This is a genomic window from Sphingomonas sp. SORGH_AS_0438, from assembly GCF_031453475.1.
GTDB lineage: Bacteria > Pseudomonadota > Alphaproteobacteria > Sphingomonadales > Sphingomonadaceae > Sphingomonas.
In genome coordinates this window covers 1,714,026-1,740,355 of record NZ_JAVIZS010000001.1, presented here as the reverse complement: position 1 = coordinate 1,740,355, position 26,330 = coordinate 1,714,026, and the positions used below count along the sequence as shown (strand labels likewise).

Here is a 26,330-nt window from a genome sequence, read left to right as displayed (position 1 = left end):
TCGACAGGCGTTGGGGAAGGATGCGCTCCGAACCGCGCAGGATGACCGATCGCCGGCATGCGGTCATTGATCGTATAAATCGGCACGGTCGCCATGGCGCTCGCCATCGGCGCGGTCTAAACGGCCTCTTGGTAAGAGAGGAAGCACCCGGACCATGACCAGCGGACCGTTCATCGCCGTCGATTGGGGGACGACCAACCGGCGCGCTTGGCGGATCGAGGACGGCGTCGTCACCGCGCAGGAGCGCGACGGACAAGGCGTCACCGCGGTGCCGGCCGAGGGCTGGGACGCGGAAGTGGCGGGGCTGCGCGCGCGGTTGGGCGATCATCCGATGCTGCTGGCCGGCATGGTCGGCTCGACCATCGGCTGGCGCGAGGCGGCCTATGTGCCCGCTCCCGCCGGTCTGGAGGAACTGGCCGCCCATTGGCTGGCGGTCGACGCCCGCACGGTGATCGTGCCGGGCTTGTCGACCGTGGCCGGCGGCCGTGGCGATGTGATGCGCGGCGAGGAGGTGCAACTGCTGGGCGCGGTCGCGGCCGGGCTGACGCCGGGCGACGCTCTGCTTTGCCAGCCGGGCACGCATTGCAAATGGGCGACGATGCGGGACGGCCGGGTCGATGGTTTCGTCACCGCGATGACCGGCGAGCTGTTCGCCCTGTTGCGCGGCGGTGGCATCCTCGCCGCGCAGCTGATGGGCGAGGTGGTGGCCGGCGCGGCGTTCGAGGCGGGCGTGGCGGAGGGGCGCGGACGCGACCTGCCCGCCGCCCTGTTCGGCATCCGCACCGCCAAGCTGCTCGGCCTGCGCGACGATCGCGATGCGCCCTCCTATGCCAGCGGCCTGCTGATCGGCGCGGATGTCGCCGCCGCGCCTCGCCGAGACGCCGGGCGCGACCGTCCATGTTCTGGCCGACCCGGTGCTGGGCGGCCTCTATGCCACCGCAATCCGGATGTGCGGCGGCACGGCGGTGGTGGTGGACAGCCATGCCGCCTTCATCGCGGGGATCACCCGCCTCGGGAGTTTCCTGCCATGAATGACTTCGCCTCTTATTTCGCCCGCTGCCCCCTGGTGGCGATCCTGCGCGGCGTCCGCCCCGATGAGGTCGAGCCGGTCGGCGAGGAACTGATCGCTGCCGGCTTCACGCTGATCGAGGTGCCGATGAACTCGCCCGAGCCGCTCGACAGCGTCGCGCGCCTCGCCCGGCGGTTCGGCGACGTGGCGATGATCGGCGCGGGCACCGTGCTGGACGTCGAGACGGTCGGCCGGGTGCGTGATGCGGGCGGCCGGATGGTCATCTCGCCGAACACCGATGTCGATATGATCGCGGCGACGGCGGCGGCGGGCATGGCGTCGCTGCCCGGCTATTTCACCCCGTCCGAGGCCTTTGCCGCGCTCAAGGCGGGGGCCAGTGCGCTCAAACTCTTCCCGGCCGAGGCCGCCGCGCCGGCCGTGCTGAAGGCGCAGCGCGCGGTGCTGCCGCGATCCGTGCCGGTGCTGGTGGTGGGCGGCGTCGCGCCCGACACCATGGCGCCGTGGCGCGCGGTGGGGGCGGACGGCTTCGGACTGGGATCGGCCCTGTACAAGCCCGGCATGACGGCGGCCGAGGTCGGGGCGGCCGCGCGCGCCTTCGTGGCGGCGCTCGGCTGATCCGGGTGACGCGACCGGGCGAGCGGGTGAAGATCTTCTTCGATGGCGGCCTGCGCCCGGAAGGCATGGAATATGCGCTGGTCTGTCGCGGCGAGCGTCGCGTGCGGCAGGGCCTGGGGCCGGGCACCAGCATGACCGCCGAATGGCTGGCCCTGCTCGCCGCCACGCATTGGGCGCTGTCGCTTGGCGAGCCGGCGGTGCTGGTCGGCGACTCGGCGGCGGTGATCGCCCAGGCGCGTGGCCGGGTGCCGGCGCGAGGCGATCACGCGGCGCATCTGGCGGAATGGCGAACGCTGGTAGCGAATGGACCGAGGCCGGCGCTGCGGCAGGTCAAGCGTGCGCAGAATCTGGCCGGTATCGCGCTGGACCGCCTGCCGGGGCGGTAGGCTTCTATCGCCCAATGGCACGACCTTGACGTGGGATCGTCATTGCGAGCGCAGCGAAGCAATCGAGGGCGTCACGCGCGCGGCCATGGATTGCTTCGCTGCGCTCGCAATGACGGCTTGGGACAACTCGCTCTAGCCGGTACGTTCGGTCGGCCTCAGCGCATGTTACGGCAAGGCATTGGCCAGCGCCGCCAGGTCGGCGGCGTTGACCGGCTGCCCCGTCGCATCCGTCACGCCGGCCTGGCCCGGCGTCGCTCCGTCACCGGAGGCAGAGCCGGCGACATCCACCGCCATCCAGACGATCCCCGCCGCCCATAGCAGGGCGAACCAGCGGCTGCGGAAGATGCGGGGCGAGGGGAGCATGGCCCCCGCTATGCGCCTGCGATCCTTGCCAAGATCTTGACGAAGCCGGGATCGGACACGCGGCGATCACCCCGCCGCGCGCCCGATCCGCCGGATGTTACTCCGCTGCGACGCCGGACGAGCCGAACATGTCGGTCATCTCGCCGACCGAGGCATCCTCATTGGCGGGCTTGCCGCTCTTGGCCTTCTGGCGCGTGTCGAACGCATCCCAGACGTCGTTCCACTGGCCGCGCGTCGCCGCCTTGGAATATTCGGTCGCCCGCGTCTCGAAGAAGTTGGCGTGCTCGACGCCGTTCAGCAGCGGCGTCAGCCAGGGCAGGGGATGCTCGTCGATCATGTAGATCGGCTTCAGGCCGAGCTGGCCCAGACGCCAGTCGGCGATGTAGCGGATATACTTCTTGATCTCTTTGGGCGTCATGCCGTTCACCGGGCCCATCTCGAACGCCAGGTCGATGAAGTTGTCTTCCAGCCGGATCGTCGTCTGGCAGACATCGGCGATGTCGTCCTTCACCGCGCGCGTCAGGCACTGGCGCTCCTTGGTGAAGGCGTGGAAGAGCTGGATGATCCCCTCGCAATGCAGGCTCTCGTCGCGCACCGACCAGGTGACGATCTGGCCCATGCCCTTCATCTTGTTGAAGCGCGGGAAGTTCATCAGCATCGCGAAGGAGGCGAAGAGCTGCACGCCCTCGGTGAAGCCGCCGAACATCGCCAGCGTGCGGGCGATATCCTCGTCATTGTCGACGCCGAAGCGCTGGAGATAGTCGTGCTTGTCCTTCATCTCCGCATATTCGAGGAAGGCGCCATATTCGCTCTCGGGCATGCCGATCGTGTCGAGCAGATGGCTGTAGGCGGCGATGTGCACCGTCTCCATGTTGCTGAAGGCGGTCAGCATCATCTTGATCTCGGTCGGCTTGAACACCCGGCCATATTTCTCGTGATAACAGTCCTGCACCTCGACATCCGCCTGGGTGAAGAAGCGGAAGATCTGGGTCAGCAGGTTGCGCTCGTGATCGGACAGTTTCTGGGCCCAGTCGCGGCAATCCTCGCCCAGCGGCACCTCTTCGGGCAGCCAGTGGAGCTGCTGCTGGCGCTTCCAGAAATCGAACGCCCAAGGGTATTCGAACGGCTTGTACTGCTTTGATGCGGCGAGAAGGGACATGGTGAGTTCCTTAATGAAATCAAATGTATGAAATGGAGACGAAGGCGCTGCGCCAGGTGCTCTTGCTGAAAACCGGACGTGGCTTATAGAGTTGCTTCATGGACATGTACTGGGGGGAGAAGCCGGGCCTCCGCGTCGTCAACGTCGCGGATTTGTCGCCGGTGGGGGAGCCGTTCGTCGAGCTGTTGTCGATCGACGACCGCCCGTTGGAATGGGCGCGATATTCGGGGCTGCCGGCGAACGCGCTGGAGCGGGCCGTGCCCCGTCCGCGCGTGTCGCGATACCGCGCCGCCTGGCAGGCGGCGAATGCGGCGCGCGGCGCGACGGCGCTGGTATCGCACCTGCCCCGGATGACCGCTGCCGTGGCCGATGCCGCCCGGCTGCGCGGGATTGACACCCCACATTTGGCCTTCTCCTTCAACTTCACCCAGCTGCCGGCGCCGGCCGCACGGACGCGGTTCCGCCGCAGCCTGGCGAGCGTCGACCAGTTCTGCACATATACCGGATTCGAAGCCGATCTGTATGCCGAAGTGTTTGCGATCCCGCGCGACCGGTTCCGGCCGCTCTGCTGGACGCAAGAGGCGCCGGTGCCGGGCGCGGTGCACCCGATGCTGCTGCCGTCCGGCCCGTTCGTGGCGGCGGTGGGTGGCGAGGGCCGGGACTTCGCGATGCTGATCGCGGCGGCGCGGGCGCTGCCCCAGGTGCCGTTCGTCGTGATCGCGCGGCAGACGCCGCTGCTGATGGACCCGCCCGCGAACATGACGGTGCACTTCAACCTACCATATGCGACCTGCTGGGGCATCGCTGCGCGGGCTGCGGCACTGCTGGTGCCGCTGCGCGATGCCGATACGTGCTGCGGGCATATCACGCTGGTCAGCGCGCGGATGCTGGGCCTGCCGATCGTCACCACCCGCTCGCGCGGCACCGACGAATATACCCAGGACTTTGCCGGCACGACGCTGGTGCCCGCCGGCTCGGTCGAGGGGTGGGTGGAGGCGATCCGCACCGTCATCGCCGATCCCGATGCGGCGCGCGCGGCCGCGGCGATCGACCATGCCGAGGCGGCGACGCTGTACGACCGCTCGCGGTGGAGCACATATATCCGCGACTTCGTCGCCCAGGCCCGCGCATAGGTCATGGCACGACCGTCCACCGCCACATGGCGGTGGCGGACGCGCCGAGCGTGATCGCGGCGGCGACCGCCATGATGCCGGTCATCCGGAAGGCGTAGAGCTTCGGCTGCGACAGCGGCGCGCGCAGCCGCAGCAACAGCCCCGCGCCGAGCAGGCCCAACAGGGTGGCGACCAGGTACATGATGGCGACGGGCCAGGTCATCCGCCCATCACCCGGATCGTCCCACCACCGATCAGGCCGATGATCAGCAGCGAATAGGCGACGATCATCGCCGTCCGGCCCCGGGCGGGCGTGTACCAGTCGTTGCGCCGCGCCATCACCTGCCGGTCGATGACGTACCAGCTGGCGATCGCGACCGCGAGCGAGGCGAGGAAGGTGAGCAGGACGGTCGGGCCCGGCCCCGGGTCCGCCATGTGATGCAGGAGAAGACTGACCGCAAATCCGCCCACCCATTGGTTGAGATAGAGCGGATAGGAGATGGCGCCGGCGAACACCGCCAACCGCATCCGCCGGCCAGGCATCGCGAGGGCCAGGACGACCAGCACGGCGAAGATCGCATGCAGGGCCATGACGTCCCACCGCCACATCAGGGCCACCGTGATGCAGGCGCCCAGGCCGAGCGCCAGATGCCGTGGCCAGGTGCCGGTCACCAGCGGCTGGCGTTGGTGGATCACGGCCGCCAATACGCCGAGCGCGATCGGCGCAAAGCGGGACGGCAGGGCCATCAGCACGGCGGCGACGATCACCCAGGGCCATATCTTCCGCCCGAACGGCAGCAGGATCATGAGCAACGGCGCGACCAGATAGAACTGCTCCTCGACGGAGATGCTCCAGAAATGGTTGCCGGTGCCGCCCAGCGGCATTTCGGTCAGCGCCTGCGGGAAGCGCGTGAAGGTATAATGGGTGAAGGTGGTGTCGTAGAAAAGATATTTCAGCCAGTCGAGGGACAGGCCCTGCTTCGCCAGCGCAAGCCCGTAGAGCAGCGCCACGCAGGCGAAATAGGGGGACCAGATCCGCGTCGACCGGTTGTAGAAGAAGCGAGGCAGGTCGGAGCGTTGCGTCTTGAGCAGGATGCCGCCGATCAGCCACCCCGACAGCGCCAGGAACACGTCGACCGCCAGCCCGCCGCCCAGGGGGCCGGGGAAGTGGACGCCCGAATGGTCGAGCAGCACGATCGACGCCAGCAGGAAGCGCAGCCAGTCAAACGCCGGATATTGATCGACTTTGCGCGCCTCCGGATTGCCCGCAGCCGCGCGGGCGGGATTCAGCACGTCCAGGGTCGATGCGGGCACCGCGGCACTAGGAATATCACCGCTCATGCCACCATCTCGCCTTCAGTGCGTTTGGCCACCGAACCCCACACAGGAGATTGCAGATGGTCGATGCCACCCAGATCAAGGAACATGCCGAAGTCATCGGCGCGGACGGCGTGCATATCGGCACGGTCGACCATGTCGAGGGCGATCGGATCAAGCTGACCAAGAACGACTCGCCCTCGACCGAGGACGGGCAGGGCGCGAAGCACCATTACCTGCCGATCGGCCTGGTCGCCGAAGTGGAGGGCGATACGGTCCGCCTGTCGGCCACCGCGCAGAACGCGCAGGACATGTTCGAAACCGCCGAGTGAGGTGGAGCCGTCCCGGCGCTTGGCGTCGGGACGAGCGACGGACGCAACAGGGGCGATACCGGGCAACCGGTGTCGCCCTTTCCGCATGGGCATCGCCCGATCGGGACGTATATGGCCCGTCCCACCCGGCGCGGCGGGGACGGCGCGATCATCATGCCGCTGGTCATAGCCCATGTTGCTGCCCCGTCCGTCACCCGAGATCGGAGCGCGGGATTTCCCTCCGCGCTCCGACCAAAGTGTCTCTGCCTTCGCCGTTACTGGCAGGCGAGGCACTCGTCATAATCCGTCGTCTCGCCGAGCGAGAATTTCGGCGTGGCGATGGTGTTGTCCGCCTCGACGCCACCCTGGCCCTCCGACCCGGCGAACCCGGCGCGCTGCACCGATTTGGACCGGAGATAATAGAGCGACTTGATGCCCAGCTCCCAGGCGCGGAAGTGGAGCATCAGCAGGTCCCACTTCTCGACATCCGCCGGGATGAACAGGTTCAGCGACTGCGCCTGGTCGATATAGGGGGTGCGGTCACCAGCCAGTTCGAGCAGCCAGCGCTGATCGATCTCGAAGCTGGTCTTGTAGCAGTCCTTCTCCTCCGGCGAGAGGAAGTCGAGATGCTGGACCGAGCCGCCATGCTCCAGGATCGAATTCCATACCGCGTCGGTGTTCTTCGACTTCTCGTTGAACAGCTTCTCCAGATAGGGATTCTTGATCGAGAAGCTGCCCGACAGCGTCTTGTGCGTATAGATATTGGCCGGGATCGGCTCGATACAGGCGCTGGTGCCGCCACAGATGATCGAGATCGACGCAGTCGGCGCGATCGCCATCTTGCACGAGAAGCGCTCCATCACGCCCATATCCGCCGCATCGGGGCAGGGCCCGCGCTCGGCCGCCAGCGTCATCGACGCCTGGTTCACCTGCGCGTTGATATGCTTGAAGATCTTCAGGTTCCACGACTTGGCCATCGCCCCTTCGAAGGGCAGGCCGCGCGCCTGGAGGAAGGAGTGGAAGCCCATCACGCCCAGGCCCACCGACCGCTCGCGGCCCGCGGAATAGGCGGCGCGCTCCATGCCCGGCTCGTGCCGGTCGATATAGTCCTGCAGCACATTGTCGAGGAAGCGCATCACGTCCTCGATGAACTGCTTGTCGTCCTTCCACTGGTCCCAGGTTTCCAGGTTGAGCGACGACAGGCAGCAAACCGCCGTACGGTCATTGCCCAGATGGTCGCGCCCGGTGGGCAGCGTGATTTCCGAGCAAAGGTTCGAGGTCGACACCTTGAGACCCAGGTCGCGATGATGCTTGGGCATCGTCGAGTTCACATGGTCGGCGAAGACGATATAGGGCTCGCCGGTCTGGAGCCGGGTCTCGACTAGCTTCTGGAACAGCGAACGCGCATCGACGGTGGCGCGGACCTCGCCGGTCTTCGGGCTCTTCAGATGCCATTCGCTGCCATCGCGCACGGCTTCCATGAAGGCGTCGGGGATCAGCACGCCGTGGTGCAGGTTCAACGCCTTGCGGTTGAAGTCGCCCGAGGGCTTCCGGATTTCCAGGAACTCCTCGATCTCCGGGTGCGAGACGTCGAGATAGCAGGCGGCCGAGCCGCGCCGCAGCGAGCCCTGGCTGATCGCCAGCGTCAGCGAGTCCATCACGCGGACGAAGGGGATGATGCCGCTGGTCTTGCCGTTCAGGCCGACCGGCTCGCCGATGCCGCGGACCTGGCCCCAATAGGTGCCGATGCCGCCGCCGCGCGAGGCGAGCCAGACATTCTCGTTCCAGGTGTCGACGATGCCGTTGAGGCTGTCGGGCACCGAGTTGAGATAGCAGGAGATGGGCAGGCCGCGCCCGGTGCCGCCATTGGACAGCACCGGCGTCGCCGGCATGAACCACAGGCGCGAGATATAGTCGTAGATACGCTGCGCATGCGCCGCATCATCGGCATAGGCGGAGGCGACGCGGACGAACAGGTCCTGATAGCTTTCGCCCGGCAGCAGATAGCGGTCGTTCAGCGTCTCCTTGCCGAAGTCGGTCAGGAGCGAGTCGCGGCTATGGTCGACGTCCAGCGCATAGGGCTGGGGCGCGATCGACTTGCTGTCGAGCGCGGTCGGGACCTTGGCTTCGGTCGCCGGCTCGGCCGTGGCGGGGGCGGAAGCGGCGGCGTCCTTGGCGGTCGCCAAGGCGACGGCTTCGAGCAAATCCATGGTGTCGGTGGTCATATCGCTGTCCCGGCCATCCCTATAATCCATCGCACACCTCCTTCATTTCCGGCTCCAGGCCTGTACGAATGGACACGCGCCAGTCGTCCGCCGCCCCGCCGGAGGGCAGGGGGAACAGGAAAGTCATCGGTAGCGAAGCTACCTGCTAATCAGGTTCGCGTTGACGTTGTGGACACCATCTCTTGGGTCGCGACACCGTCTGCGCCCCCACTGATTGTGGCAAAGCGACGTTTGAGGCAAGCGCATAATCGGCTTGACAGGTGGCGCCGAGAGACCCTCGAAACGGCCAAATCCATCGCGACGCGTGCTTCTCCGCCACTTCCATCAAGCGCAAGAGGGTAAGTCGTAGGCGCAAATATTTTTCAGGAACGGGGAGGGTCGGGATGCCGGCCGCCGACGGGCTATGGCATCCCGACTCATCACGCGGCGGCCGCTCGTTCGCGCCGGGGCAGGAACTTGCCGGTGGTGCGATCCAGGCCGCGCGCGGTGACGATATCCAGCAGCGTGACCGCGCCGACACAGGCGATCGCGCCCCAGATCGCGCGATTGCGGGGTGATCGCCGCGCCGCCAGACCGAGCGCGCCCAGATCCATCGCATCGCCGGCCACCCGGCCCCACATATTGGTGGACGCGGCGGGCGCGGCCATCAGGCTGGCCCCGGCGAGCAGCTGACGCGCGCCGAACCCCTTGATCAGCCCCTCATGCCCCTCGGCATCCAGGGTCCGCGCGATCCGCTTGGCGCCGAACAATTGCGCCGCGCCCACAAGCAGCGAGAACACGCCCAGGCCTTTGCCCAATGTCTTGTAGATCATCGTCATTCTCCGTTTCGCTTCGCCAACGGTGCGATGACGGGCGCGTTCCGGCGGAACGGCAAGGACCTATCGTGGCTCAGTCAGATCGCGCGGCGCAGCGGGCGGGCCGGTGTCGACAACAGGCGTTGCAAGTCGAGCGGCTGCGCGAACTGGAGCCCGGCGCGGCCGTCCGCCGCCCAGCGGATGCGCGCCGCGAACATCTGATTCTCGACCAGCTCGATCAGCAACTCGACACCGACCGCGGCCTGGTCGATCGTCAGCCCGTCGATCATCGCGCCGCCGGAGGAGATGTCGCGGATGCGGACATCGCGCTCGACCCCGTTCAGCGCGACCCGCGACGGGCGGAACACCTTGGTCCGCTCCGCTCGGGTGATGCGGACGCCGGTCGCCACCGCCTGACCGGCGCGGGCGGTCATCATCGCCAAGGCCTCGGTACAGCGCATCGGCCGGCCATAGACATAGCCCTGGATATGGCTGCATCCCAGGTCGCGGATCATCAGCACCTCGTCCTGCGCCTCCACCCCCTCGGCCGTGGTCTCCATCCCCAGCGTCTCCGCCAGCGTGACGATGGCGCGGATGATCGCGATGTTGCGGCTGCCGGGCTGCGCGGCGCCGCGCACGAAGCTCTGGTCGATCTTGATCTTGTCGAACGGCGCGTTGCGCAGATAGCCGAGCGACGAATAGCCGGTGCCGAAATCGTCGAGCGACAGCCGCACGCCCAGCGCCTTGAGCGAACGGAACATCGCGTCCGACGATCGGCTGTCATCCAGGAACACGCCCTCGGTGATCTCCAGCTCCAGCCGGCCGGGGATGAGCCCGGATCGGGCCAGCGCGCTGGTGACGATGGTCGGGAGCTGCGGATTGGCGAACTGCACCGGCGAGACGTTGACCGCGACGCAGACATCCTCGGGCCAGGTCGCCGCCTCCAGACAGGCGGTCCGCAGCACCCATTCGCCCAGCGCCTCGATCAGCCCGCATTCCTCGGCGACCGGGATGAAGTCGGCCGGCGACACCGCCCCGCGCGTAGGATGGTCCCAGCGGACCAGCGCTTCATAGCCGACGATCCGCTCGTCCACCGTCGAGACCACCGGCTGGTAGCAGAGGTGGAACGCGCCGCTGGCCAGGGCCTGGCGCAGATCCTCCTCCAGCGCCTGGCGATTGCGTGCGCCCTCCAGCATCTGTTCGGCATAGAAGCGGTGGACGCCGCGGCCGTCCGCTTTGGCGGCATAGAGGGCGAGATCGGCATTGCGGATCAGCGTCTCCGAATCGCCGCCGTCATAGGGGGCGATGGCGATGCCGATCGAACAGCCGATGGTGATCGAGGTCCCGCCCAGGCGATAGGGCATGGACAGGGCGGCGATCAGCTCGGTCGCCAGCGTCGCCAGCATGTCGCGGCATTGCGTTCCGGGCAGCAGCACCTGGAACTCGTCGCCACCCAGTCGTCCGACCAGGCCCGCATCGCCGACGCCGCGCGACAGGCGTTGCGCCACCTGCTTCAACAAATCGTCGCCGGCCTGGTGGCCGAGCGTGTCGTTGACCGCCTTGAACCGGTCGAGGTCCATCAGGAACAGCGCGTTGGGACGGCCGCCGCCCTGCGCCTGCGCCAGCGTCTTGTCGATCGACAGCCGCATCCGCTGGCGGTTGGCGAGGCCGGTCAGCCCGTCGAACAGCGCGAGCCGGGTGATCTCCGCCTCCGATCGTCGCCGCTCGGTCAGGTCGGTGCCCGAGCCGATGAACCCCTGGAACCGGCCCAGCTCGTCGATCACCGGCCGGCCGGACATCGACCACCAGCGCTCGCCCGCGTCATCCTCCGCCGCACGGACCGAATAGTCGGAGAAGGAGGTGCGCGACGACAGGTGGAAGGCCAGGGTGCGCTCGGTCGCGGGCGTGGCGCTGTCCATCTGGAAGACCTCGGTCAGCGGCCGGCCGAGCGGTGCGGGGCCGAAGCCGGCGATCGCCTCCGCCACCCGCGCCGAGATATAGACGATCCGCCCGTCACGATCGACTTCCCAGAACCAGCCGGTGCCCTGGTCCTCGAACTCGGCGATCATCTTGGCGGCGAAGGCCCCCTCCATCGCGCGCACCGTGTCCGCCCGCGTCGTCGCCCGGTCGAGCCGGACGAGGCGCAGCGTGCCGGTGAACAGGATCAGCAGCACGGTCGCGACGCCGGCCAGCGTGCTCATCAGCCCCATATGCGGCGCCATCGCCAGCACCATGCCGCCGGCATAGCCGATCATCGCTGGGCGGATCGGATAGAGGGCCAGCGCCGACAGGGAGAGGGCGCCGGTGACCATGACGATCGCGGTCTGCGAGATCGTGCCGTCGCTGTCGTGCACCACCATCCATTGCAGCGTCACCAGCGCCGCGCCGATCACCGCCGCCAGCAGGGTCGCGCCGCGCGCCCGCAGATGCGAGCGCCAGGCGGAGGCAGGCATCTGGACGATGGCGAAGGCGTATAGCGAAGTGACGATCAGCAGCGCCGACAGGCCGAGCACCGCCAGCGATCCCATCAGCGCGACGCTGGCCATGACGGCCGACAGCCCCTGGAACGCCATCGCCAGCGGCCAGAGCGCGGCGACCTGCGCCAGCCGCCGGACCTGGCGGCCGCCATGTTCCATCTCGTCCTCGGCCAGCCCGAGCAGGACCGCCAATGACGGACGGTCGTCATCGGGGACGATGGCATTGGCGCGGTTCCGCATGGACCGGCGCTAGGCCGATGCTGGTTATCACCCGCGCAACGGGGATGGTTGACGGGAAATTATTCCACTGTCGTTCCGAACACATGGGACAGGACGGCGGCGCGTTGCGTTATGCCGCGCCTTGTCGCACAAGCGCCGCCATGACGACCATCATCCGCGACACCGACCTGATCGAGAGCGTGGCCGACGCGCTCCAGTTCATCAGCTATTACCACCCGATGGATTATATCGGCGCGCTGGGCGAGGCCTATGAGGCCGAGCAGTCGCCCGCCGCCAAGGATGCGATCGCGCAGATCCTGACCAACAGCCGCATGTGCGCGGAGGGGCATCGGCCGATCTGCCAGGATACCGGGATCGTCACCGTCTTCATCAAATGGGGGCAGGACTGCCGCCTGTCCGGCGACCGCAGCCTGCAGGAGGTCGTCGACGAGGGTGTCCGCCGCGCCTATCTCCATCCCGAGAACAAGCTGCGCGCCTCGATCCTGGCCGACCCAGCCTTCACGCGCCGCAACACGCGCGACAACACGCCCAGCGTCCTGCATGTCGAGATGGTGCCGGGCAACACGGTCTCGGTCGATGTCGCGGCCAAGGGCGGCGGCTCGGAGAACAAGTCCAAGTTCAAGATGATGAACCCCAGCGACTCGATCGTCGACTGGGTGCTGGAGATGATCCCGCAAATGGGCGCCGGCTGGTGCCCGCCGGGGATGCTGGGCATCGGCATCGGCGGCACCGCGGAGAAGGCGATGCTGCTCGCCAAAGAATCGCTGATGGGCGCGATCGACATGGGCCAGCTGCGCGCGCGCGGCCCCCGCAACGATATCGAGGCGCTGCGCATCGAGATCATGGACAAGGTCAACGCGCTGGGCATCGGCGCGCAGGGGCTGGGCGGCCTGTCGACCATCCTCGACGTGAAGATCCTCGACTGGCCGACCCATGCCGCGTCCAAGCCGGTGGCGATGATCCCCAATTGCGCCGCGACCCGCCATGCGCATTTCACGCTCGACGGCAGCGGCCCGGCCTATCTGGAGACGCCGAACCTCGCCGACTGGCCGCAGGTCGACTGGAAGCCCGACGCCGCCGCCAAGCGCGTCGATCTCGACACGCTGACGCCGGAGGTGGTGCAGAGCTGGAAGCATGGCGACCGGCTGTTGCTCAACGGCAAGATGCTGACCGGCCGCGACGCCGCGCACAAGCGGATCGCCGACATGCTGGCGCGCGGTGAGGAGCTGCCGGTCGAGTTCCGGGGGCGGGTGATCTATTATGTCGGGCCGGTCGATCCGGTCGGCGAGGAAGTGGTCGGCCCCGCCGGCCCGACCACCGCGACGCGCATGGACAAGTTCACGCGGATGATGCTGGAGCAGGGCCTGCTCGCGATGGTCGGCAAGGCCGAGCGCGGTCCGGCGGCGGTGGAGGCGATCCGCGATCACCGGAGCGCCTATCTGATGGCGGTCGGCGGCGCGGCCTATCTGGTCGCGCGGGCGATCAAGGGCAGCAAGGTCGTCGGCTTCGAGGATCTGGGGATGGAGGCGATCTACGAATTCGAGGTCAGCGATTTCCCGGTGACCGTCGCGGTCGATGCCGAGGGGCAGAATGTCCACCACCTCGCCCCGCTGGTATGGCGCGAGAAGATCGCGCGCGAGAAATTGCTGACCCCGGCCTGACGATAATCCTGCGAAGGCCGCTGCCATGCTCCTGCGAAGGCGGGAGTTCAGGGCCGCGCGCATCATCAGGCCTTGGTCTTGCTCCCCCCTGGGCTTCTGCATCCGCGGGAACTCAGAGGGGACAACCTCCTTTTCCGGACTTTCGCAGGGTCTCGCCTGACCGGTGATGCCGCATGTGGCGCCATCCGCTTTCGGCTGGTCGGAAAGGCCCGATCCGGACAAAACCGCCGGCGGATGCGATAAACTGGTATAGTTTTTTTTGGATGCTTCCGGCATGACGCGTGCCGTGATGGGCGATGGAAGCTTTGGTGCGATCTCAAGTGGATGGCGTGCCGCCCTGCGCTATGGCGCGGCGCTGCTGCTGTGCCTGATCGCGGCCTGGGCACGGGCCGGTCTCCATGCGGCGTTGCCGCCGGGTTACCCGTTCCTGACCTTCTTTCCGACCGTCATCATCAGCACGTTCCTGTTCGGACGCGGGCCGGGTATCCTGGCCGCGATCGTTTGCGGCGTGACGGCCTGGTATGCGTTCGTCCCGCCCTTCTACTCCTTCACCTTGGACGGGCGGACGTCCCTCGCTCTGGGCTTTTATGCCGTGGTGGTGGCGGTCGACGTGATGCTGATCGACTCGATGAAGCGCGCCAATCTTCACCTGGCCATGGAACGGGAGCATTCGGCCCGGATCGCGCAGGAGCGTGGCGCGCTCGCCGAGCGGACCGAGATGCTGTTCCATGAATTGCAGCACCGGGTATCGAACAACCTGCAGATGGTCGGGGCGATGCTGTCGCTGCAACAGTCCAAGGTCGCCGACCCGGCGGCGCGCCAGTCGCTGGCGGATGCGGGCGCGCGCGTGCAGACGATCGGACGTATCCAGCGCAAGCTCTACGCGACCGGCGGCGAACAGGTGCCGCTCGACTCGTTCCTGACCGATCTGGCCGCCGACCTGATCGAGGCGAGCGGCAAGCCGGGCCTGCGCCATGTCATGGCGGTCGAACCCAAGCTGTTCCTGGCGCCGCAGGCGGCCATTCCGCTCGCGCTGATCATGGCGGAGGCGGTGGCCAATGCGATCGAACATGGCTTTGCCGATCGCCCCGGCGGGCTGATCACGATCACTTTGTGCAGGGCGGGCGAGCGGTTGCTGCTGACGATCGGGGACGATGGCGTGGGCCTGCCGCCGGGGTTCGACCTGGAGCAGGTGACCAGCCTGGGACTGGACGTGTCGCGCAATCTGGCCCGACAACTCGACGGGGAAATGACGCTGGAATGCGCGCGACAGGGCACGGTGATGCGCCTGGATCTGCCTCTGCAGTAAGCCGCGGCTCGAGCTTTCGTGCGTCGATCGACGGCCCCGAAATGAGAAGAGGTTGCCGAGGCGTCTCCCGACGACCCGACAACCCCCAAACATGGTCAGCGGCCGGAGAGCTCCAGCCCGGGAAACCATGTGACCTCCGAACCTGTGGGCGATGCCGTTGCTTGGGGGAGAATACCCCCCGGCGTCACCAGGCGGTGCTTAGAGGCCAGTCCCCCGAACGAACTGAACCGACCCCACTGCTGAACCATGAGACATCGGATCACCTCCTTTCGCTTGTTGAGAGCCAAATGCGATCGTTGCCGATCGCGAGAACAATGTGTGCCGGACCGACGTCCGATACAAGCCTTGTTCTCAGTTCCATTTTAGACGATCTTCCCGCCCCCCGGTCGCGATTCCAGGCCAACAAATCAGCCGCGACAATCCTCGATCACCCGGCCGATCTCCGCATAGGCGGGTATGACCAGCGGCGGCCGTCCAGGCTGGCCGATGGTGAACCGCCCCCGGCTGAACGCCATGGCATCCAGCAACGGATCGGTCGCGCTCAGCCGCACCTCCAGCGACACGGGCGGCCATTCGTCCGGGCTGTTCCGTGCGGTCGCGGCGATCGTCCGGCTGGTGCTGGTGGTGCGGACCTCCAGGTTTGCCGTGCCCGTCACGCCGGGCAGGGTGATCGCGATCTGGCGTGCCCCGCGCTCGCAGGACAGGCGCAGGCGCGGCAAATCCTGCGCGGTGCCGAATGTCGCCATCGTGACGCCGCCGGGGCCGGCCGGCGTGTAGCGCCACGTCCCCGGCGTCAGCGGCCAATCCCGCCAGTCCGGCCCCAGCGCCGGTTGGACGGGCGGCGGCGGCGCGACCGTTACCGGGCGCGGCGCGGCGGGCGGCGCCTGGACGGTCGGGGCGACGCAGCCCGCGACCGACGAGGCGATCAGGGTGGCCAGAAGGGGCGTGTGCGGGCGGTGCGAGCGCGCGCCGGGTCGGTGGTGAACAGGCATCGCATCCGCGCTTAGGCGGCGGAGAGGGACGGCTCAACCCGCTGGCGTCAGGGAACCGGCGAGCCGCGCCGCCGGTTCGACCGACGGTTCAATAGGAGTAGTATAATGTCGACCACCGAACAGGCACCCACCCAGTTGCTGCTGCAATCCAATGTCGCGCACAGCGTCAAGGTCGAGAGCCGCGACGGCGACGTGGTCGGCTCGGTCTATTCCTTCATGGTGCACAAGGGCTCGGGCCGTGTCACCCATGCGGTGCTGTCGCTCGGCGGCTTCCTGGGCATGGGCAAGAGCTTCTATCCGGTGCCGTTCGGGCTGCTCCAGTTCGATCCCGTCCGCGACCTCTATGTCATCACCGTCGACCGCCGGCTGCTGGAAGGCGGCCCCAGCTGGTCGAACAACGCGCCCGTCTTCGACCAGGCCTATGCCGATCGCGTCGCCAGCTATTACGGCACCGCCGCGGACAATTTGAACGCAGGTTGAGGGACTTGAGCCGCTTGGTAGGGAGCCGGAACGGTCACCCGGACGTTGGGCGGGCTTTCAGGAGTAGGATAGCATGAGCATCTTCGGCAAGATCAAGTCCGCCATCTTCGGCGACCATGGCCCGCTTGGCGGCCAGTTCGGTGGCAAGAAGGATGCGGCCCCCGCCGCGCCCGCATCCGCGCCGCAGCATCAGCCGGTGCCGCAGGCGGGCGTTCCTCCCCAGGCCCCCTCGCAGCAGCCCGCCCCCGCGCAGGCGCCGGCAGCACAGGCGCCGGTCGATGTCGAGGCGGTGCTGACCGGCATCGCCCAGCGCAAGGGCAATCCGAACCTCAACTGGCGCAGCTCGATCGTCGACCTGATGAAGCTGCTCGACCTCGACTCGTCGCTCGACAACCGCAAGGAGCTGGCGACCGAGCTTGGCTATAGCGGCGCGAAGGACGGCTCCGCCGAAATGAACATCTGGCTGCATAAGGCGGTGATGCGCGAGCTGGAGAAGAATGGCGGCACGGTGCCCGCCGGACTGAAGGACTGATCGTCCGGGCGGCGCGCTTCACGACAAGCGCGCCGCCACCTCTTCAACCGCGCGCCTTGCGGCCGGACGCGAACTTCTGCGACTTGCCGAACCGGGTCTTGCGCGTGCCCGGCTTGCCTTCGTTGCTGCGCCCCATGATCGGCGCCTTCTGCTCGTGGACGGGCAGACCGAGCTCTTCGCCCTCCAACTGGCGGATCTCGTCGCGCAGCCGCCCGGCCTCTTCGAACTCGAGGTCCGCCGCCGCCTTGCGCATCTTCTTTTCGAGTTCCTCGATATAGGCGCGCAGATTGTGGCCGACCATGTGGGGCCGTTCCTCGTCGATCGGGACCGTGACCTGATCGCCCTGCGAGACATGCGCGATGATGTCGCCGATGTTGCGGCGGATCGTGGTCGGCGTGATGCCGTGTTCCTGGTTATACGCCTTCTGCTTCTCGCGCCGCCGCCCGGTCTCGTTCATCGCCCGCTCCATCGAGCCGGTGATGCGGTCGGCGTACAGGATCACCCGGCCGTCGACGTTGCGCGCCGCGCGGCCGATCGTCTGGATCAGCGACGTCTCCGAACGCAGGAAGCCTTCCTTGTCGGCGTCCAGGATGGCGACGAGCCCGCATTCGGGAATGTCGAGCCCCTCGCGCAGCAGGTTGATGCCGATCAGCACGTCATAGACACCCAGCCGCAGGTCGCGGATCAGTTCGATGCGCTCCAGCGTCTCGACATCGGAATGCATGTAGCGGACCTTGATCCCCGCCTCGTGCATATACTCGGTCAAGTCTTCCGCCATCCGCTTGGTCAGCGTGGTGACCAGCGTGCGATAGCCGAGCTCGGCGGTCTTCTTGCATTCCTGGATCAGGTCCTGCACCTGTTCCTCGACCGGCTTGATCTCGATCGGCGGGTCGATCAGCCCGGTCGGGCGGATGACCTGTTCGGCGAAGACGCCGCCGGCCTGCTCCATCTCCCAGCTGCCGGGCGTCGCCGAGACGCAGACCGTTTGCGGGCGCATCGCGTCCCATTCGTTGAAGCGCAGCGGCCGGTTGTCGATGGCCGAGGGCAGGCGGAAGCCATATTCGGCCAGCGTGATCTTGCGCCGATGGTCGCCGCGCGACATGCCGTTGATCTGGCCGATCGTCTGGTGGCTCTCGTCGACGAAGAGCAGCGCATTCTCCGGCAAATATTCGAACAGGGTCGGCGGCGGCTCGCCGGGCAGGCGGCCGGTCAGGAAGCGGCTATAATTCTCGATGCCGTTGCAACTGCCGGTCGCGGCGATCATCTCCAGGTCGAAATTGGTGCGCTGCTCCAGCCGCTGATGCTCGATCAGCTTGCCCTCCGCCTCCAGCTCCTTCAGCCGTTCGGTCAGCTCGTGGCGGATCGCCTGGGTCGCCTGCTTCATCGTCGGGCCGGGCGTGACATAGTGCGAATTGGCGTAGATGCGCACCGAGTTGAGGCTGGCGACCTTCTGCCCGGTCAGCGGATCGAACTCGACGATCTCCTCGATATCATCGCCGAAGAAGGAGATGCGCCAGGCGCTGTCCTCATAATGCGACGGGAAGATTTCCAGATTGTCGCCGCGCACGCGGAAATTACCGCGCTGGAAGGCGGCGTCGTTGCGCTTGTACTGGAGCGCGACGAGCTTGCGCACCACCTCGCGCTGGTCGACGGTCTGGCCCTTTTTCAGGTCAAAGATCATGGCCGAATAGGTCTCGACCGAACCGATGCCGTAGAGGCACGACACCGAGGCGACGATGATCACGTCGTCGCGTTCGAGCAGCGACCGGGTGGCCGAGTGGCGCATCCGGTCGATCGACTCGTTGATCGACGATTCCTTCTCGATATAGGTATCCGAGCGCGGCACATAGGCTTCGGGCTGATAATAGTCGTAATAGCTGACGAAATATTCGACCGCATTGTTCGGGAAGAATGACTTGAACTCACCGTACAACTGCGCGGCGAGGATCTTGTTGGGCGCGAGGATCAGCGCGGGCCGCTGCATCGCCTCGATCACCTTGGCCATGGTGAAGGTCTTGCCCGAGCCGGTGACGCCGAGCAGCACCTGGTCCTTCTCGCCGGCGCGCGCGGTCTGCACCAGTTCGGCGATCGCGGTCGGCTGGTCGCCCGAAGGCGTATATTCGCTGACCAGCTCGAAGCGCTTGCCACCCTCCACCTTCTCCGGCCGCTGGGGGCGGTGGGGGACGAATTCTTCGCCGGTCTCGGGTTCGGCGAGGCTGGTGCGGATCTGAATGGCCATCGCCGCCGGATATGGGGGCGATGGCCGCTGGGGGGAAGGGACTGATCCCGCTTTGTTCGAACGATCCGATGCGTCGTTCAGTCCAGGGCGAACAGGGTCTCGATATCCTCGGCGGGCAGGTCGATGCCGAACATCAGGCTGAGCCGCATCCGATAGACGCGCTGGTCGGTGATCGTCGCCTCCGTCTCCTTGTCGGCGGCGCGGCGGCGATAATGGTGATTGGTCAAGGAAGCGAAGCCATGCGGCAGCACGAGGCTGACGATCCGGTGCGTGGTGAAGCGGATGTTCGGCGCGGTCGAGGTCCAGTGGTTGCTGAGCGCCAGATCGGCCGGCGCCACCGCCGCCAGGGTGAAGCTGTACTGCGGCTGATAGCCGGGGCCGGTGCCGCGTCCGTCGGTGGTGGCGCTCGGTCCGTCGCGCAGCAGCAGCCAGCCGCCGTCCGGCTCCTGCCGCAGGTGGAAATTCGCGCCGTCGGGCGCCTCTGCCGTCGCACCGTCGTGCAGCGGCATGGGCGGGCTATAACTGCCGCCGAACCCGGTATCGGCGATCCACTCCTCGCCGTCGATCGTCACCAGGCTGAACGTATGGGTGTGGGGTGGCGTCTCGGTCGCGCCGAGCCAGACGCGGGCGAGCAGGGGACGATGATCGAAGCCCAGCGCGCTCAGCGCATCGCCGAACAACCGATTATGCTCGAAGCAATAGCCGCCACGCCGTGCCGTCACCAGCTTGGCGAATACCGAGGCGCTGTCGATGGCGATGCCGCGACCCAGGATCACGTCGAGATTTTCGTACGGGATGGCGAGGCGGTGGGCGTGCTGCAACCGGGCGAGGCCGGCGGCGTCGAGCGTGGGGCGGGCCGGCAGGTCGATGCGGGCGAGATAGGCGGTCAGATCGAACATGCGCCGGCTATAGCGAGGCTTGGGCGCGAGCAGAACAGGTCTTCCCGGTCTTCAATGTCGGGAATGGGGCTGGTGGTACGCGGTGCGTGCGATAGGATGCTGGAAAAAAGGGGACTCCGCCATGCGCCTGCTCACGCCATTCTTCATCTCCGCCATGCTCGCAGTGCCGGTGTCGCCCGTCGTGGCGCAGACGCCCGACTGGGCAGCGGCGGTGAAGGCCGATTACGACCGCGACCTAGGCCAGATGTGGGACTGGTTCCACCGCAACCCCGAACTGTCGTTCCGCGAGGAGAAGACGGCGGCGCGGATGGCGACCGCGTTGCGCGCCGTGCCCGGCATGGCGGTGACCGAGAAGGTCGGGCGGACCGGCGTCATCGGCGTGCTGCGCAACGGCGAGGGCCCGGTGGTGCTGGTCCGCGCCGATATGGACGGGCTGCCGGTGGAGGAGAAGTCGGGCCTGCCCAATGCCTCCAAGGCGCGGCAGGTCGGGCTGGACGGCGTCGAATCGCCGGTCATGCATGCCTGCGGCCACGATACGCACATCACCGCGATGGTCGCGACCGCGCGCCGGCTCGCGGCGCTCAAGGATCGCTGGAAGGGGACGGTGGTCTTCGTCGTCCAGCCCGCCGAGGAACGCGTCGGTGGTGCGGAGGCGCTGCTGAAGGACGGGCTCTATACACGCTTCCCCAAGCCGCAATATGCGCTGGCCTTCCATGTCGATGCCGAACGCGCCGCCGGGACCGTCTCCGCATCGGAGGGGATTCAATATTCCTCGTCCGATTCGGTCGACATCACCGTGCCGGGCATCGGCGCGCACGGGGCCAGCCCGCATATGGGCAAGGACCCGGTCTATATGGCGTCGCAGATCGTGATCGGCCTGCAAGGCATCATCAGCCGCGATCGCCAGCCGCTCGATCCGGGCGTCATCACCGTCGGCTCCTTCCATGCCGGATCGAAGCACAACATCATTTCCGATCAGGCGGTGCTGCAGGTCACGGTGCGCGCCAATAACGAGGGCGAGCGCAAGGCGCTGCTCGACGGCATCCGCCGCGTCGCGCGTGGCGTCGGCGTGATGAACGGCATGGCGGAGGACAAGATGCCCGTCGTCACGGTCAGCGAGGGGACGCCGACGACGATCAACGATGCACCACTGGCACGCCGGTTGAACGCGGTGATGGCGCGCACCCTGGGGGCCGACCATTTCACCCCCTTCGCGCAAAAGGGCATGGGGGCGGAGGATTTCGCCTTCTACGTGCAGCCCGAGACGGGCGTGAAGGGCTATTATTTCTCGGTCGGCGGCACGCCTCAGGCGGCGATCGATGCGGCCCGCGCCGGCGGCCCGCCCATCGCCTCGCACCATTCCCCCTTGTTCAAGATCGCGCCCGAACCCGCGATCGTCACGGGCGCGGTGGCGATGACGGCGGCGGTGCTCGACCTGCTTGGGCCGACAAGCGCGGGTTGAGGCAGGCCAACAAGCGGTTCGGTTGAGCCGGGCGACAGGTTGCGGTAACGGGGCGCGACGCGGTTGACGTGCCCCGTGCATGGCAATAGCCGCGAACCGTTCGCAATTACTAAGGTCCCGCCATGGAAACCGCCGTTCGCGCGCCCGCGACGATTCCCGATCATGCCGCTTTTCAGACGGTTGCCGTCCGTTGGGTGAAGCATTGGAACGAGCATCTCTTTTCCTTCGCGGTCGACCGGCCGGACTCGTTCCGCTTCCGCTCGGGCGAGTTCGTGATGATCGGCCTGCCCGGCGACGCCGGCAAGCCGCTGATGCGCGCCTATTCGGTGGCCAGCCCGGCTTGGTCGGAGGAGCTGGAGTTCCTGTCGATCAAGGTCGAGGATGGCCCGCTGACCTCGCGCCTCCAGATGATCGACGTGGGCGACCAGCTCTATCTCGGCAAGAAGCCGACCGGCACGCTGGTCTGCGACGCCCTGCTCGGCGGCAAGCGGTTGTTCATGCTGTCGACCGGCACCGGCCTCGCGCCCTTCCTCAGCCTGGCGCGCGATCCGGAAGTGTATCAGCGCTTCGAGCAGGTGGTGGCGGTGCACAGCGTGCGCCGGGTCAGCGATCTCGCCTATCATGACGAACTGACCGCGCAGCTTGCCGACGATCCGCTGGTCGCCGACGAGGCCAAGGCGCAGTTCCATTATATCCCGACCGTGACGCGCGAGCCGTTCCGGACGCAGGGCCGCATCGACGCGCTGATCGCCGACGGCCGCCTGTTCCACCCGCCGCTGGAGGGGCCGGCGCATCTCGATCCGGAGAATGACCGGGTGATGCTGTGCGGCTCGACCGACATGATCCGCCAGACGGCGGCGATGCTGGAGGGGCTGGGCTTCGTGGAGGGGTCGAACGCCAATCCCGGCAGCTTCGTGATCGAGCGCGCTTTCGTCGGCTAGGCGATCAGCGGGCGGCCTCGACGGCGCGGCGCACCGCGTCGTCGAGCGCGGCCTGATGATGGTCGACATAATGGCCACCGGGCAGCGCGACGATCCGTGCGTTGCGCTGGCGGAGGGTGCGGCAGGCGCTGTCCGTTTCCTCGAGGCCGTAGATGCAGCTGAGCGGGGTCCAGTCGAGCCGGGGCAGCGTATCGGCGGCCAGGCTGTCCGGCCGGGTCTCATAGAGAAGGCCGGTCGGGTCGGCGCGGAAATAGACGGTCTCGCCCGGCACGACCAGGATCACGCCCGCGACATGCGCGCGCAGATCGGCGGGTAGCGCGGCCAGCCCGGTCTGGAGCATGTCGGCGCCATAGCTCTGGCCGATCAGGACGATGCGGCCGTTGCCGGTGAGCGCCAGCGCCCGTCGCACCAACTGGGCGACGATCGCGTCCACCTCCGCCCGGCTGCGATGGAAGCGGAACAGCACGGGCGATCGGACCGCCACCACCTCGGTGCCATGGGCCGCCAGCATCCGCGCCACCGCCGGACCCGCACCGAAATGCAGGCCCATGTCGCCCGACATCAGCAGGGCCGCGACCGGCCGTCGATGTCCCTCTGCCGGATAGACGCGGATCGGGTCGCGGACCGCATAGCCGCCCGCCAGGAACAGGCCGCCCAGGCCGATCAGCACCACCGCCGCCACGACCAGGATGGATAGCCGGCGCCGGCGGGCACGGGAGGGGCGGAATGGCGACATGATCGTAACTTTCTCAGCGGCGGACGGGCGTTTGTGGCGGGCGACAGCCATCCGTGCGCCGTCCGCCAGATGACGATTTGGTCAGGAACGCCGGCGCATCAGCCCCCCAGCGTCAGCCGCGCGATTAGACCGGGACGATTGTCCCCCAGCGTCAGCGTGCCGTCATGCAGATGCGCCACCGCTGCCGCCAGCGTCAGGCCCAGGCCCGCACCGCTCTCGCTGCGCGCGGCATCCAGCCGTCCGAAGCGCTTCATCGCCTCCGGACGGCGATCGGCGGGAATGCCGGGGCCGTCGTCGACGACGCTGATCGCGACGCCGCCCGCGACGCGCGTTGCCGTCACTTCCACCTGTCCGTCGCCATATTTCAGCGCGTTGTCGACCAGATTGGCGAGCGCCTGGCCCAGGATCTCCCGATGCGCGACGACCGGTAGCGTCGCCGGCACCGTCGCCGACACGGTCATGCCGCGATCCTCGGCCAGCGGCTCGAACATCTCGACCAGATCGCGGATCATCGTCGCCAGATCGATCTCGACAAAGGCTTCCCGGCCCAGCCCCGCCTCCGCGCGGGTGATGCGCAAGGCGGTGTCGAGCATCGCCAGCAACCGGTCGCCCTCGTCCAGGGCCCGGAGCACGGCGACGCGTGCGCCCTCGTCCTGGCTGGCGGCGAGCGCTCGTTCCAGCGTTGCACGCAGGCGGGTGAGGGGGGAGCGCAGGTCGTGGGCCAGCCCATCGGTCGCGACCTTCAACTCGGTCATCAGCGCCGCGATCCGGTCCAGCATCGCATTGACCGACACGGCGAGCGCCTCGAACGCGTCCTGGCTGCCGTCTAGCGCCACCCGGCGTGCCAGATCGCCGGCCGCCACGGCCTCGGCGGTGGCGACGGTGCGACCCAGCCGCGCCTCGATCATCCGCGCGGCCAGCCACGCGCCCAGGCCGGCCAGCGCGACCGCCATGGCCATCGCCACCGCCATCGCATCCTCCATCACCCGGGCGAAGCGCAGCTCGCGCTCGATGACATGGCCGGTCAGCAGCCGCTCGCCATCGGGCAGGCGGCTGGCGACGACCCGCATCCGTTCCGGCGTGTCATGGCCGATGCGGAAGATCTCGATCGTCTCATGATCGTGCGCCAGCGACACGGTCGGTGGCCAGTCGGCGACGTTGCCGGCGATCCGGCGGCCCGCCGCATCGGTCAGCAGCACCACGCCCTGCGGCACGCCGACCGTCGCCATCCGCACGTCGATCGCGCGCCGGACCGCCGCGGGGCCGCCGCGGGCGTACTGGGCGCTGATCTGCCGGCGCAGCTTCTCGGCGATGATCTGCGCATCCTCGGCGATCTGCGCCTGGGTCAGGAAGCGGATCGTCGCGATCGTGGTCGCCGCGCCGATCAACTGGCACGCGAAGACCAGCGCCGCGAAGCGCAGCGTGGTCGATCGGGCCAGGCGTCGTCTTATCGCTCCGTCCCCAGCTTATAGCCCGATCCGCGCACGGTATGGAGCAGCGGTCGCGCGAACCCCTCGTCGATCTTCTTGCGCAAGCGGCTGATATGCACATCGGTGACGTTGGTGCCGGGATCGAAATGATAATCCCACACTCCCTCCAGCAACATGGTGCGGGTGACGACCTGGTCGACATGCTGGAGCATGAATTCCAGCAGCCGATATTCGCGTGGTTGCAGGTCGATCGGCTTGCCGGCGCGCTTCACCCGGTGGGCGAGCAGGTCCATCTCCAGATCGTCGCACACCAGCCGCGTCTCCACCGCCGGGCCGGCGACGCCGCGCCGGATCAGCAGCCGCACGCGGGCCAATAGCTCGGCGAAGACGAACGGCTTGGTGAGGTAATCGTCCGAGCCGGAGGTGAGGCCCGATACCCGGTCCTCGGGCGAGCTCATCGCCGACAGGATCATCACCGGCGTCGCGATGCCGGCGGCGCGGACGGCGGCGAGGACCGCCATGCCGTCCATGCCCGGCAGCATCCGGTCGAGGATGATGCAGTCGTAACTGCCGTCGGTGGCGTGGAACAGGCCGTCGCGGCCATTGGCGGCGCGGTCGACCAGAAATCCCTCTTCGCGAAGGCCGTTGGCGATATAGTCGGCGGTAGAGCTATCGTCCTCCACCAAGAGGATTCGGTTTGCCACGCAGTTCTCCTGCCGGCGGCGATAGCAGGTGGATCGGCAGTTCGTCACCCCCGCGTCGTACACGTAATGAAATCGGGCCCGGATCGGCCAGATGATGCCGCAGGGCGCGCAGCGAGGGATGGTCGAGGCCGTCGATCGCGACCACCGCATCGCCGACGCGCATCCCGGCGCGCTGCTCGATCCCGCCGGTGCGCAGGCTGGTCACGACCGGTTCGGGCCCGTCCGGCTCGTCGAGCATCGCGAAGGTCGCATCCTGCTGCCGGGTCCGCATCGGCAGGTCGAGCGGCCCCGACAGGACCAGCGCGGCGGTGACCGTCGCGCCGGCCAGCCCGGTCATCGAGGCAAGGGCCCAGGGCGGCCGGATCACGATCGTTGCTCCACCGCCGCGATCAGCCGGTCCAGCCGCTCGGCGATTGCCACGTCCAGCTTCTCGTGCAGGCGCAGGATCTCCAATTCGGTGCGCAGATTGACCTCATAGTCCAGGCTGGCGGCCAGCCGGTCCTTCGCCGCCTGTCGGTTCTGGCTCATCATGATCACCGGCGCCTGGATCGCCGCCAGCGTCGACAGCATCAGGTTGAGGAAGATATAGGGATAGGGGTCGAAGCTCAGCCCCCAATGCGACAGCACGTCGCTGTTGAGCAGCATCCAGCCGAGCAGCACCACCGTGAAGGTGATGATGAAGCCCCAGCTGCCGCCGATCGCCGCCACCCGGTCGGCGAGCCGATCGCCCAGGGTCGCCCGCTCGTCCGCCACGTCCGCCGCATCGCGGGAGATCGGCAGCCGTTCCTGCATCCGGTCGAGCACATGCTCCTCCTCCGGGTCCAGCGGGCGGCTGTGACGGCCGAGCAGATGCAGGAAGCCCGATGGGCGGCTGGCGGGCGGATGGGCGGGCATCGGCGGTCCTCATGATCCTTTC

General features: G+C 67.6%; 25 protein-coding genes and 1 pseudogene. 11 read left to right on the top strand and 15 right to left on the bottom strand.

The features are described from left to right. Positions 1–154 precede the first annotated feature (154 nt). The 3 genes and pseudogenes from QE452_RS08000 to QE452_RS07990 form a co-directional block, all read left to right on the top strand. Positions 155–820, top strand: a pseudogene (locus QE452_RS08000) (2-dehydro-3-deoxygalactonokinase); the annotation flags it as partial. A gap of 207 nt (positions 821–1,027) precedes the next feature. After that, positions 1,028–1,645, top strand: coding sequence for a 2-dehydro-3-deoxy-6-phosphogalactonate aldolase (locus QE452_RS07995; protein ID WP_309658765.1), 618 nt, complete (start codon positions 1,028–1,030; stop codon positions 1,643–1,645). A gap of 5 nt (positions 1,646–1,650) precedes the next feature. After that, positions 1,651–2,031: a hypothetical protein gene (locus QE452_RS07990; RefSeq protein ID WP_309729841.1), complete on the top strand. Its 381-nt coding sequence runs from the start codon at positions 1,651–1,653 to the stop codon at positions 2,029–2,031. A 165-nt stretch (positions 2,032–2,196) separates the two neighbouring features. On the opposite strand, the gene QE452_RS07985 is transcribed toward QE452_RS07990, so the two are convergent. Next, the gene (locus QE452_RS07985; RefSeq protein WP_309658767.1) at positions 2,197–2,394 is read right to left on the bottom strand and encodes a hypothetical protein; all 198 of its coding nucleotides are present in this window, start codon (positions 2,392–2,394) and stop codon (positions 2,197–2,199) included. Between the two features lie 97 nt (positions 2,395–2,491). Further along, on the bottom strand, positions 2,492–3,553 hold the full coding sequence (locus tag QE452_RS07980; protein ID WP_309658768.1) for a ribonucleotide-diphosphate reductase subunit beta: 1,062 nt from the start codon (positions 3,551–3,553) through the stop codon (positions 2,492–2,494). A gap of 98 nt (positions 3,554–3,651) precedes the next feature. Between QE452_RS07980 and QE452_RS07975 the strand changes: the two genes are divergently transcribed. Then, a complete protein-coding gene (locus tag QE452_RS07975; protein ID WP_309658769.1) occupies positions 3,652–4,686 on the top strand; it encodes a hypothetical protein in 1,035 nt (344 codons plus the stop codon). A gap of 1 nt (position 4,687) precedes the next feature. Here QE452_RS07975 and QE452_RS07970 read toward each other — a convergent pair whose 3' ends face one another. Continuing rightward, positions 4,688–4,888 carry a hypothetical protein gene (locus QE452_RS07970; RefSeq protein WP_309658770.1) on the bottom strand — a complete coding sequence of 67 codons (201 nt, stop codon included), beginning with the start codon at positions 4,886–4,888 and terminating at the stop codon, positions 4,688–4,690. Continuing rightward, positions 4,885–6,006 (bottom strand): acyltransferase, encoded by a 1,122-nt coding sequence (locus QE452_RS07965; RefSeq protein WP_309658771.1) that lies wholly within the window; start codon positions 6,004–6,006, stop codon positions 4,885–4,887. The genes QE452_RS07970 and QE452_RS07965 overlap by 4 nt, the downstream gene beginning before the upstream one ends. Before the next feature lie 56 nt (positions 6,007–6,062). On the opposite strand from QE452_RS07965, the gene QE452_RS07960 reads away from it, so the two are divergent. Continuing rightward, positions 6,063–6,314 (top strand): DUF2171 domain-containing protein, encoded by a 252-nt coding sequence (locus tag QE452_RS07960; protein ID WP_125995175.1) that lies wholly within the window; start codon positions 6,063–6,065, stop codon positions 6,312–6,314. A 254-nt stretch (positions 6,315–6,568) separates the two neighbouring features. On the opposite strand, the gene QE452_RS07955 is transcribed toward QE452_RS07960, so the two are convergent. From QE452_RS07955 to QE452_RS07945, 3 genes are all read right to left on the bottom strand, one after another. Continuing rightward, entirely contained in the window at positions 6,569–8,518 is a 1,950-nt protein-coding gene (locus QE452_RS07955; protein WP_405052750.1) for a ribonucleoside-diphosphate reductase subunit alpha, read from the bottom strand. A 419-nt stretch (positions 8,519–8,937) separates the two neighbouring features. Then, positions 8,938–9,336: a hypothetical protein gene (locus QE452_RS07950; RefSeq protein WP_309658772.1), complete on the bottom strand. Its 399-nt coding sequence runs from the start codon at positions 9,334–9,336 to the stop codon at positions 8,938–8,940. Between the two features lie 74 nt (positions 9,337–9,410). Next, entirely contained in the window at positions 9,411–12,029 is a 2,619-nt protein-coding gene (locus QE452_RS07945; protein WP_309658773.1) for an EAL domain-containing protein, read from the bottom strand. 140 nt (positions 12,030–12,169) lie between these two features. Between QE452_RS07945 and QE452_RS07940 the strand changes: the two genes are divergently transcribed. Further along, positions 12,170–13,690 carry a fumarate hydratase gene (locus QE452_RS07940; RefSeq protein ID WP_309729839.1) on the top strand — a complete coding sequence of 507 codons (1,521 nt, stop codon included), beginning with the start codon at positions 12,170–12,172 and terminating at the stop codon, positions 13,688–13,690. A gap of 274 nt (positions 13,691–13,964) precedes the next feature. After that, positions 13,965–14,999: a histidine kinase dimerization/phosphoacceptor domain -containing protein gene (locus QE452_RS07935; protein ID WP_309729836.1), complete on the top strand. Its 1,035-nt coding sequence runs from the start codon at positions 13,965–13,967 to the stop codon at positions 14,997–14,999. A gap of 407 nt (positions 15,000–15,406) precedes the next feature. Here QE452_RS07935 and QE452_RS07930 read toward each other — a convergent pair whose 3' ends face one another. Beyond that, entirely contained in the window at positions 15,407–15,991 is a 585-nt protein-coding gene (locus tag QE452_RS07930; RefSeq protein WP_309658776.1) for a hypothetical protein, read from the bottom strand. Between the two features lie 105 nt (positions 15,992–16,096). Between QE452_RS07930 and QE452_RS07925 the strand changes: the two genes are divergently transcribed. Beyond that, complete coding sequence (locus tag QE452_RS07925; RefSeq protein WP_309658777.1) at positions 16,097–16,471, top strand: PRC-barrel domain-containing protein; 375 nt, start codon at positions 16,097–16,099, stop codon at positions 16,469–16,471. 73 nt (positions 16,472–16,544) lie between these two features. Next, on the top strand, positions 16,545–17,003 hold the full coding sequence (locus QE452_RS07920) for a DUF3597 domain-containing protein (protein WP_309658778.1): 459 nt from the start codon (positions 16,545–16,547) through the stop codon (positions 17,001–17,003). A 43-nt stretch (positions 17,004–17,046) separates the two neighbouring features. Here the strand turns inward: QE452_RS07920 and uvrB are convergent, their stop codons facing one another. Then, positions 17,047–19,242 carry an excinuclease ABC subunit UvrB gene (uvrB, locus tag QE452_RS07915; RefSeq protein ID WP_309658779.1) on the bottom strand — a complete coding sequence of 732 codons (2,196 nt, stop codon included), beginning with the start codon at positions 19,240–19,242 and terminating at the stop codon, positions 17,047–17,049. Between the two features lie 77 nt (positions 19,243–19,319). Beyond that, a complete protein-coding gene (locus QE452_RS07910) occupies positions 19,320–20,141 on the bottom strand; it encodes an arylamine N-acetyltransferase (RefSeq protein ID WP_309658780.1) in 822 nt (273 codons plus the stop codon). A 121-nt stretch (positions 20,142–20,262) separates the two neighbouring features. Between QE452_RS07910 and QE452_RS07905 the strand changes: the two genes are divergently transcribed. Both QE452_RS07905 and QE452_RS07900 read left to right on the top strand, forming a co-directional pair. Continuing rightward, positions 20,263–21,603, top strand: a complete 1,341-nt coding sequence (locus QE452_RS07905) for an amidohydrolase (RefSeq protein ID WP_309658781.1) — start codon at positions 20,263–20,265, stop codon at positions 21,601–21,603. 122 nt (positions 21,604–21,725) lie between these two features. After that, positions 21,726–22,544, top strand: a complete 819-nt coding sequence (locus QE452_RS07900) for a ferredoxin--NADP reductase (protein WP_309658782.1) — start codon at positions 21,726–21,728, stop codon at positions 22,542–22,544. A 4-nt stretch (positions 22,545–22,548) separates the two neighbouring features. Here QE452_RS07900 and QE452_RS07895 read toward each other — a convergent pair whose 3' ends face one another. The 5 genes from QE452_RS07895 to QE452_RS07875 all read right to left on the bottom strand — a co-directional run bounded on the left by QE452_RS07895 (position 22,549) and on the right by QE452_RS07875 (position 26,308). Then, a complete protein-coding gene (locus QE452_RS07895; protein WP_309658783.1) occupies positions 22,549–23,280 on the bottom strand; it encodes an AcvB/VirJ family lysyl-phosphatidylglycerol hydrolase in 732 nt (243 codons plus the stop codon). A gap of 98 nt (positions 23,281–23,378) precedes the next feature. Next, positions 23,379–24,668 carry a HAMP domain-containing sensor histidine kinase gene (locus QE452_RS07890; RefSeq protein ID WP_309658784.1) on the bottom strand — a complete coding sequence of 430 codons (1,290 nt, stop codon included), beginning with the start codon at positions 24,666–24,668 and terminating at the stop codon, positions 23,379–23,381. Positions 24,669–24,727: 59 nt separating this feature from the next. Further along, positions 24,728–25,414: a response regulator transcription factor gene (locus QE452_RS07885; protein ID WP_309658785.1), complete on the bottom strand. Its 687-nt coding sequence runs from the start codon at positions 25,412–25,414 to the stop codon at positions 24,728–24,730. Continuing rightward, entirely contained in the window at positions 25,380–25,781 is a 402-nt protein-coding gene (locus QE452_RS07880; protein ID WP_309658786.1) for a hypothetical protein, read from the bottom strand. The genes QE452_RS07885 and QE452_RS07880 overlap by 35 nt, the downstream gene beginning before the upstream one ends. Further along, positions 25,778–26,308 carry a DUF1003 domain-containing protein gene (locus tag QE452_RS07875; protein WP_309658787.1) on the bottom strand — a complete coding sequence of 177 codons (531 nt, stop codon included), beginning with the start codon at positions 26,306–26,308 and terminating at the stop codon, positions 25,778–25,780. Before QE452_RS07875 ends, QE452_RS07880 begins: the two co-directional genes overlap by 4 nt. Between the last annotated feature and the right edge of the window lie 22 nt (positions 26,309–26,330).

Excerpts from the sequence above, each read along its gene's own strand:
- QE452_RS07995 (WP_309658765.1), top strand. The coding sequence starts at position 1,028 with ATGAATGACTTCGCCTCTTATTTCGCCCGCTGCCCCCTGGTGGCGATC.
- QE452_RS07985 (WP_309658767.1), bottom strand. The coding sequence starts at position 2,394 with ATGCTCCCCTCGCCCCGCATCTTCCGCAGCCGCTGGTTCGCCCTGCTA.
- QE452_RS07980 (WP_309658768.1), bottom strand. The coding sequence starts at position 3,553 with ATGTCCCTTCTCGCCGCATCAAAGCAGTACAAGCCGTTCGAATACCCT.
- QE452_RS07975 (WP_309658769.1), top strand. The coding sequence starts at position 3,652 with ATGGACATGTACTGGGGGGAGAAGCCGGGCCTCCGCGTCGTCAACGTC.
- QE452_RS07970 (WP_309658770.1), bottom strand. The coding sequence starts at position 4,888 with ATGACCTGGCCCGTCGCCATCATGTACCTGGTCGCCACCCTGTTGGGC.
- QE452_RS07965 (WP_309658771.1), bottom strand. The coding sequence starts at position 6,006 with ATGAGCGGTGATATTCCTAGTGCCGCGGTGCCCGCATCGACCCTGGAC.
- QE452_RS07960 (WP_125995175.1), top strand. The coding sequence starts at position 6,063 with ATGGTCGATGCCACCCAGATCAAGGAACATGCCGAAGTCATCGGCGCG.
- QE452_RS07955 (WP_405052750.1), bottom strand. The coding sequence starts at position 8,518 with ATGACCACCGACACCATGGATTTGCTCGAAGCCGTCGCCTTGGCGACC.
- QE452_RS07950 (WP_309658772.1), bottom strand. The coding sequence starts at position 9,336 with ATGACGATGATCTACAAGACATTGGGCAAAGGCCTGGGCGTGTTCTCG.
- QE452_RS07945 (WP_309658773.1), bottom strand. The coding sequence starts at position 12,029 with ATGCGGAACCGCGCCAATGCCATCGTCCCCGATGACGACCGTCCGTCA.
- QE452_RS07940 (WP_309729839.1), top strand. The coding sequence starts at position 12,170 with ATGACGACCATCATCCGCGACACCGACCTGATCGAGAGCGTGGCCGAC.
- QE452_RS07935 (WP_309729836.1), top strand. The coding sequence starts at position 13,965 with ATGACGCGTGCCGTGATGGGCGATGGAAGCTTTGGTGCGATCTCAAGT.
- QE452_RS07930 (WP_309658776.1), bottom strand. The coding sequence starts at position 15,991 with ATGCCTGTTCACCACCGACCCGGCGCGCGCTCGCACCGCCCGCACACG.
- QE452_RS07925 (WP_309658777.1), top strand. The coding sequence starts at position 16,097 with ATGTCGACCACCGAACAGGCACCCACCCAGTTGCTGCTGCAATCCAAT.
- QE452_RS07920 (WP_309658778.1), top strand. The coding sequence starts at position 16,545 with ATGAGCATCTTCGGCAAGATCAAGTCCGCCATCTTCGGCGACCATGGC.
- uvrB (WP_309658779.1), bottom strand. The coding sequence starts at position 19,242 with ATGGCCATTCAGATCCGCACCAGCCTCGCCGAACCCGAGACCGGCGAA.
- QE452_RS07910 (WP_309658780.1), bottom strand. The coding sequence starts at position 20,141 with ATGTTCGATCTGACCGCCTATCTCGCCCGCATCGACCTGCCGGCCCGC.
- QE452_RS07905 (WP_309658781.1), top strand. The coding sequence starts at position 20,263 with ATGCGCCTGCTCACGCCATTCTTCATCTCCGCCATGCTCGCAGTGCCG.
- QE452_RS07900 (WP_309658782.1), top strand. The coding sequence starts at position 21,726 with ATGGAAACCGCCGTTCGCGCGCCCGCGACGATTCCCGATCATGCCGCT.
- QE452_RS07895 (WP_309658783.1), bottom strand. The coding sequence starts at position 23,280 with ATGTCGCCATTCCGCCCCTCCCGTGCCCGCCGGCGCCGGCTATCCATC.
- QE452_RS07875 (WP_309658787.1), bottom strand. The coding sequence starts at position 26,308 with ATGCCCGCCCATCCGCCCGCCAGCCGCCCATCGGGCTTCCTGCATCTG.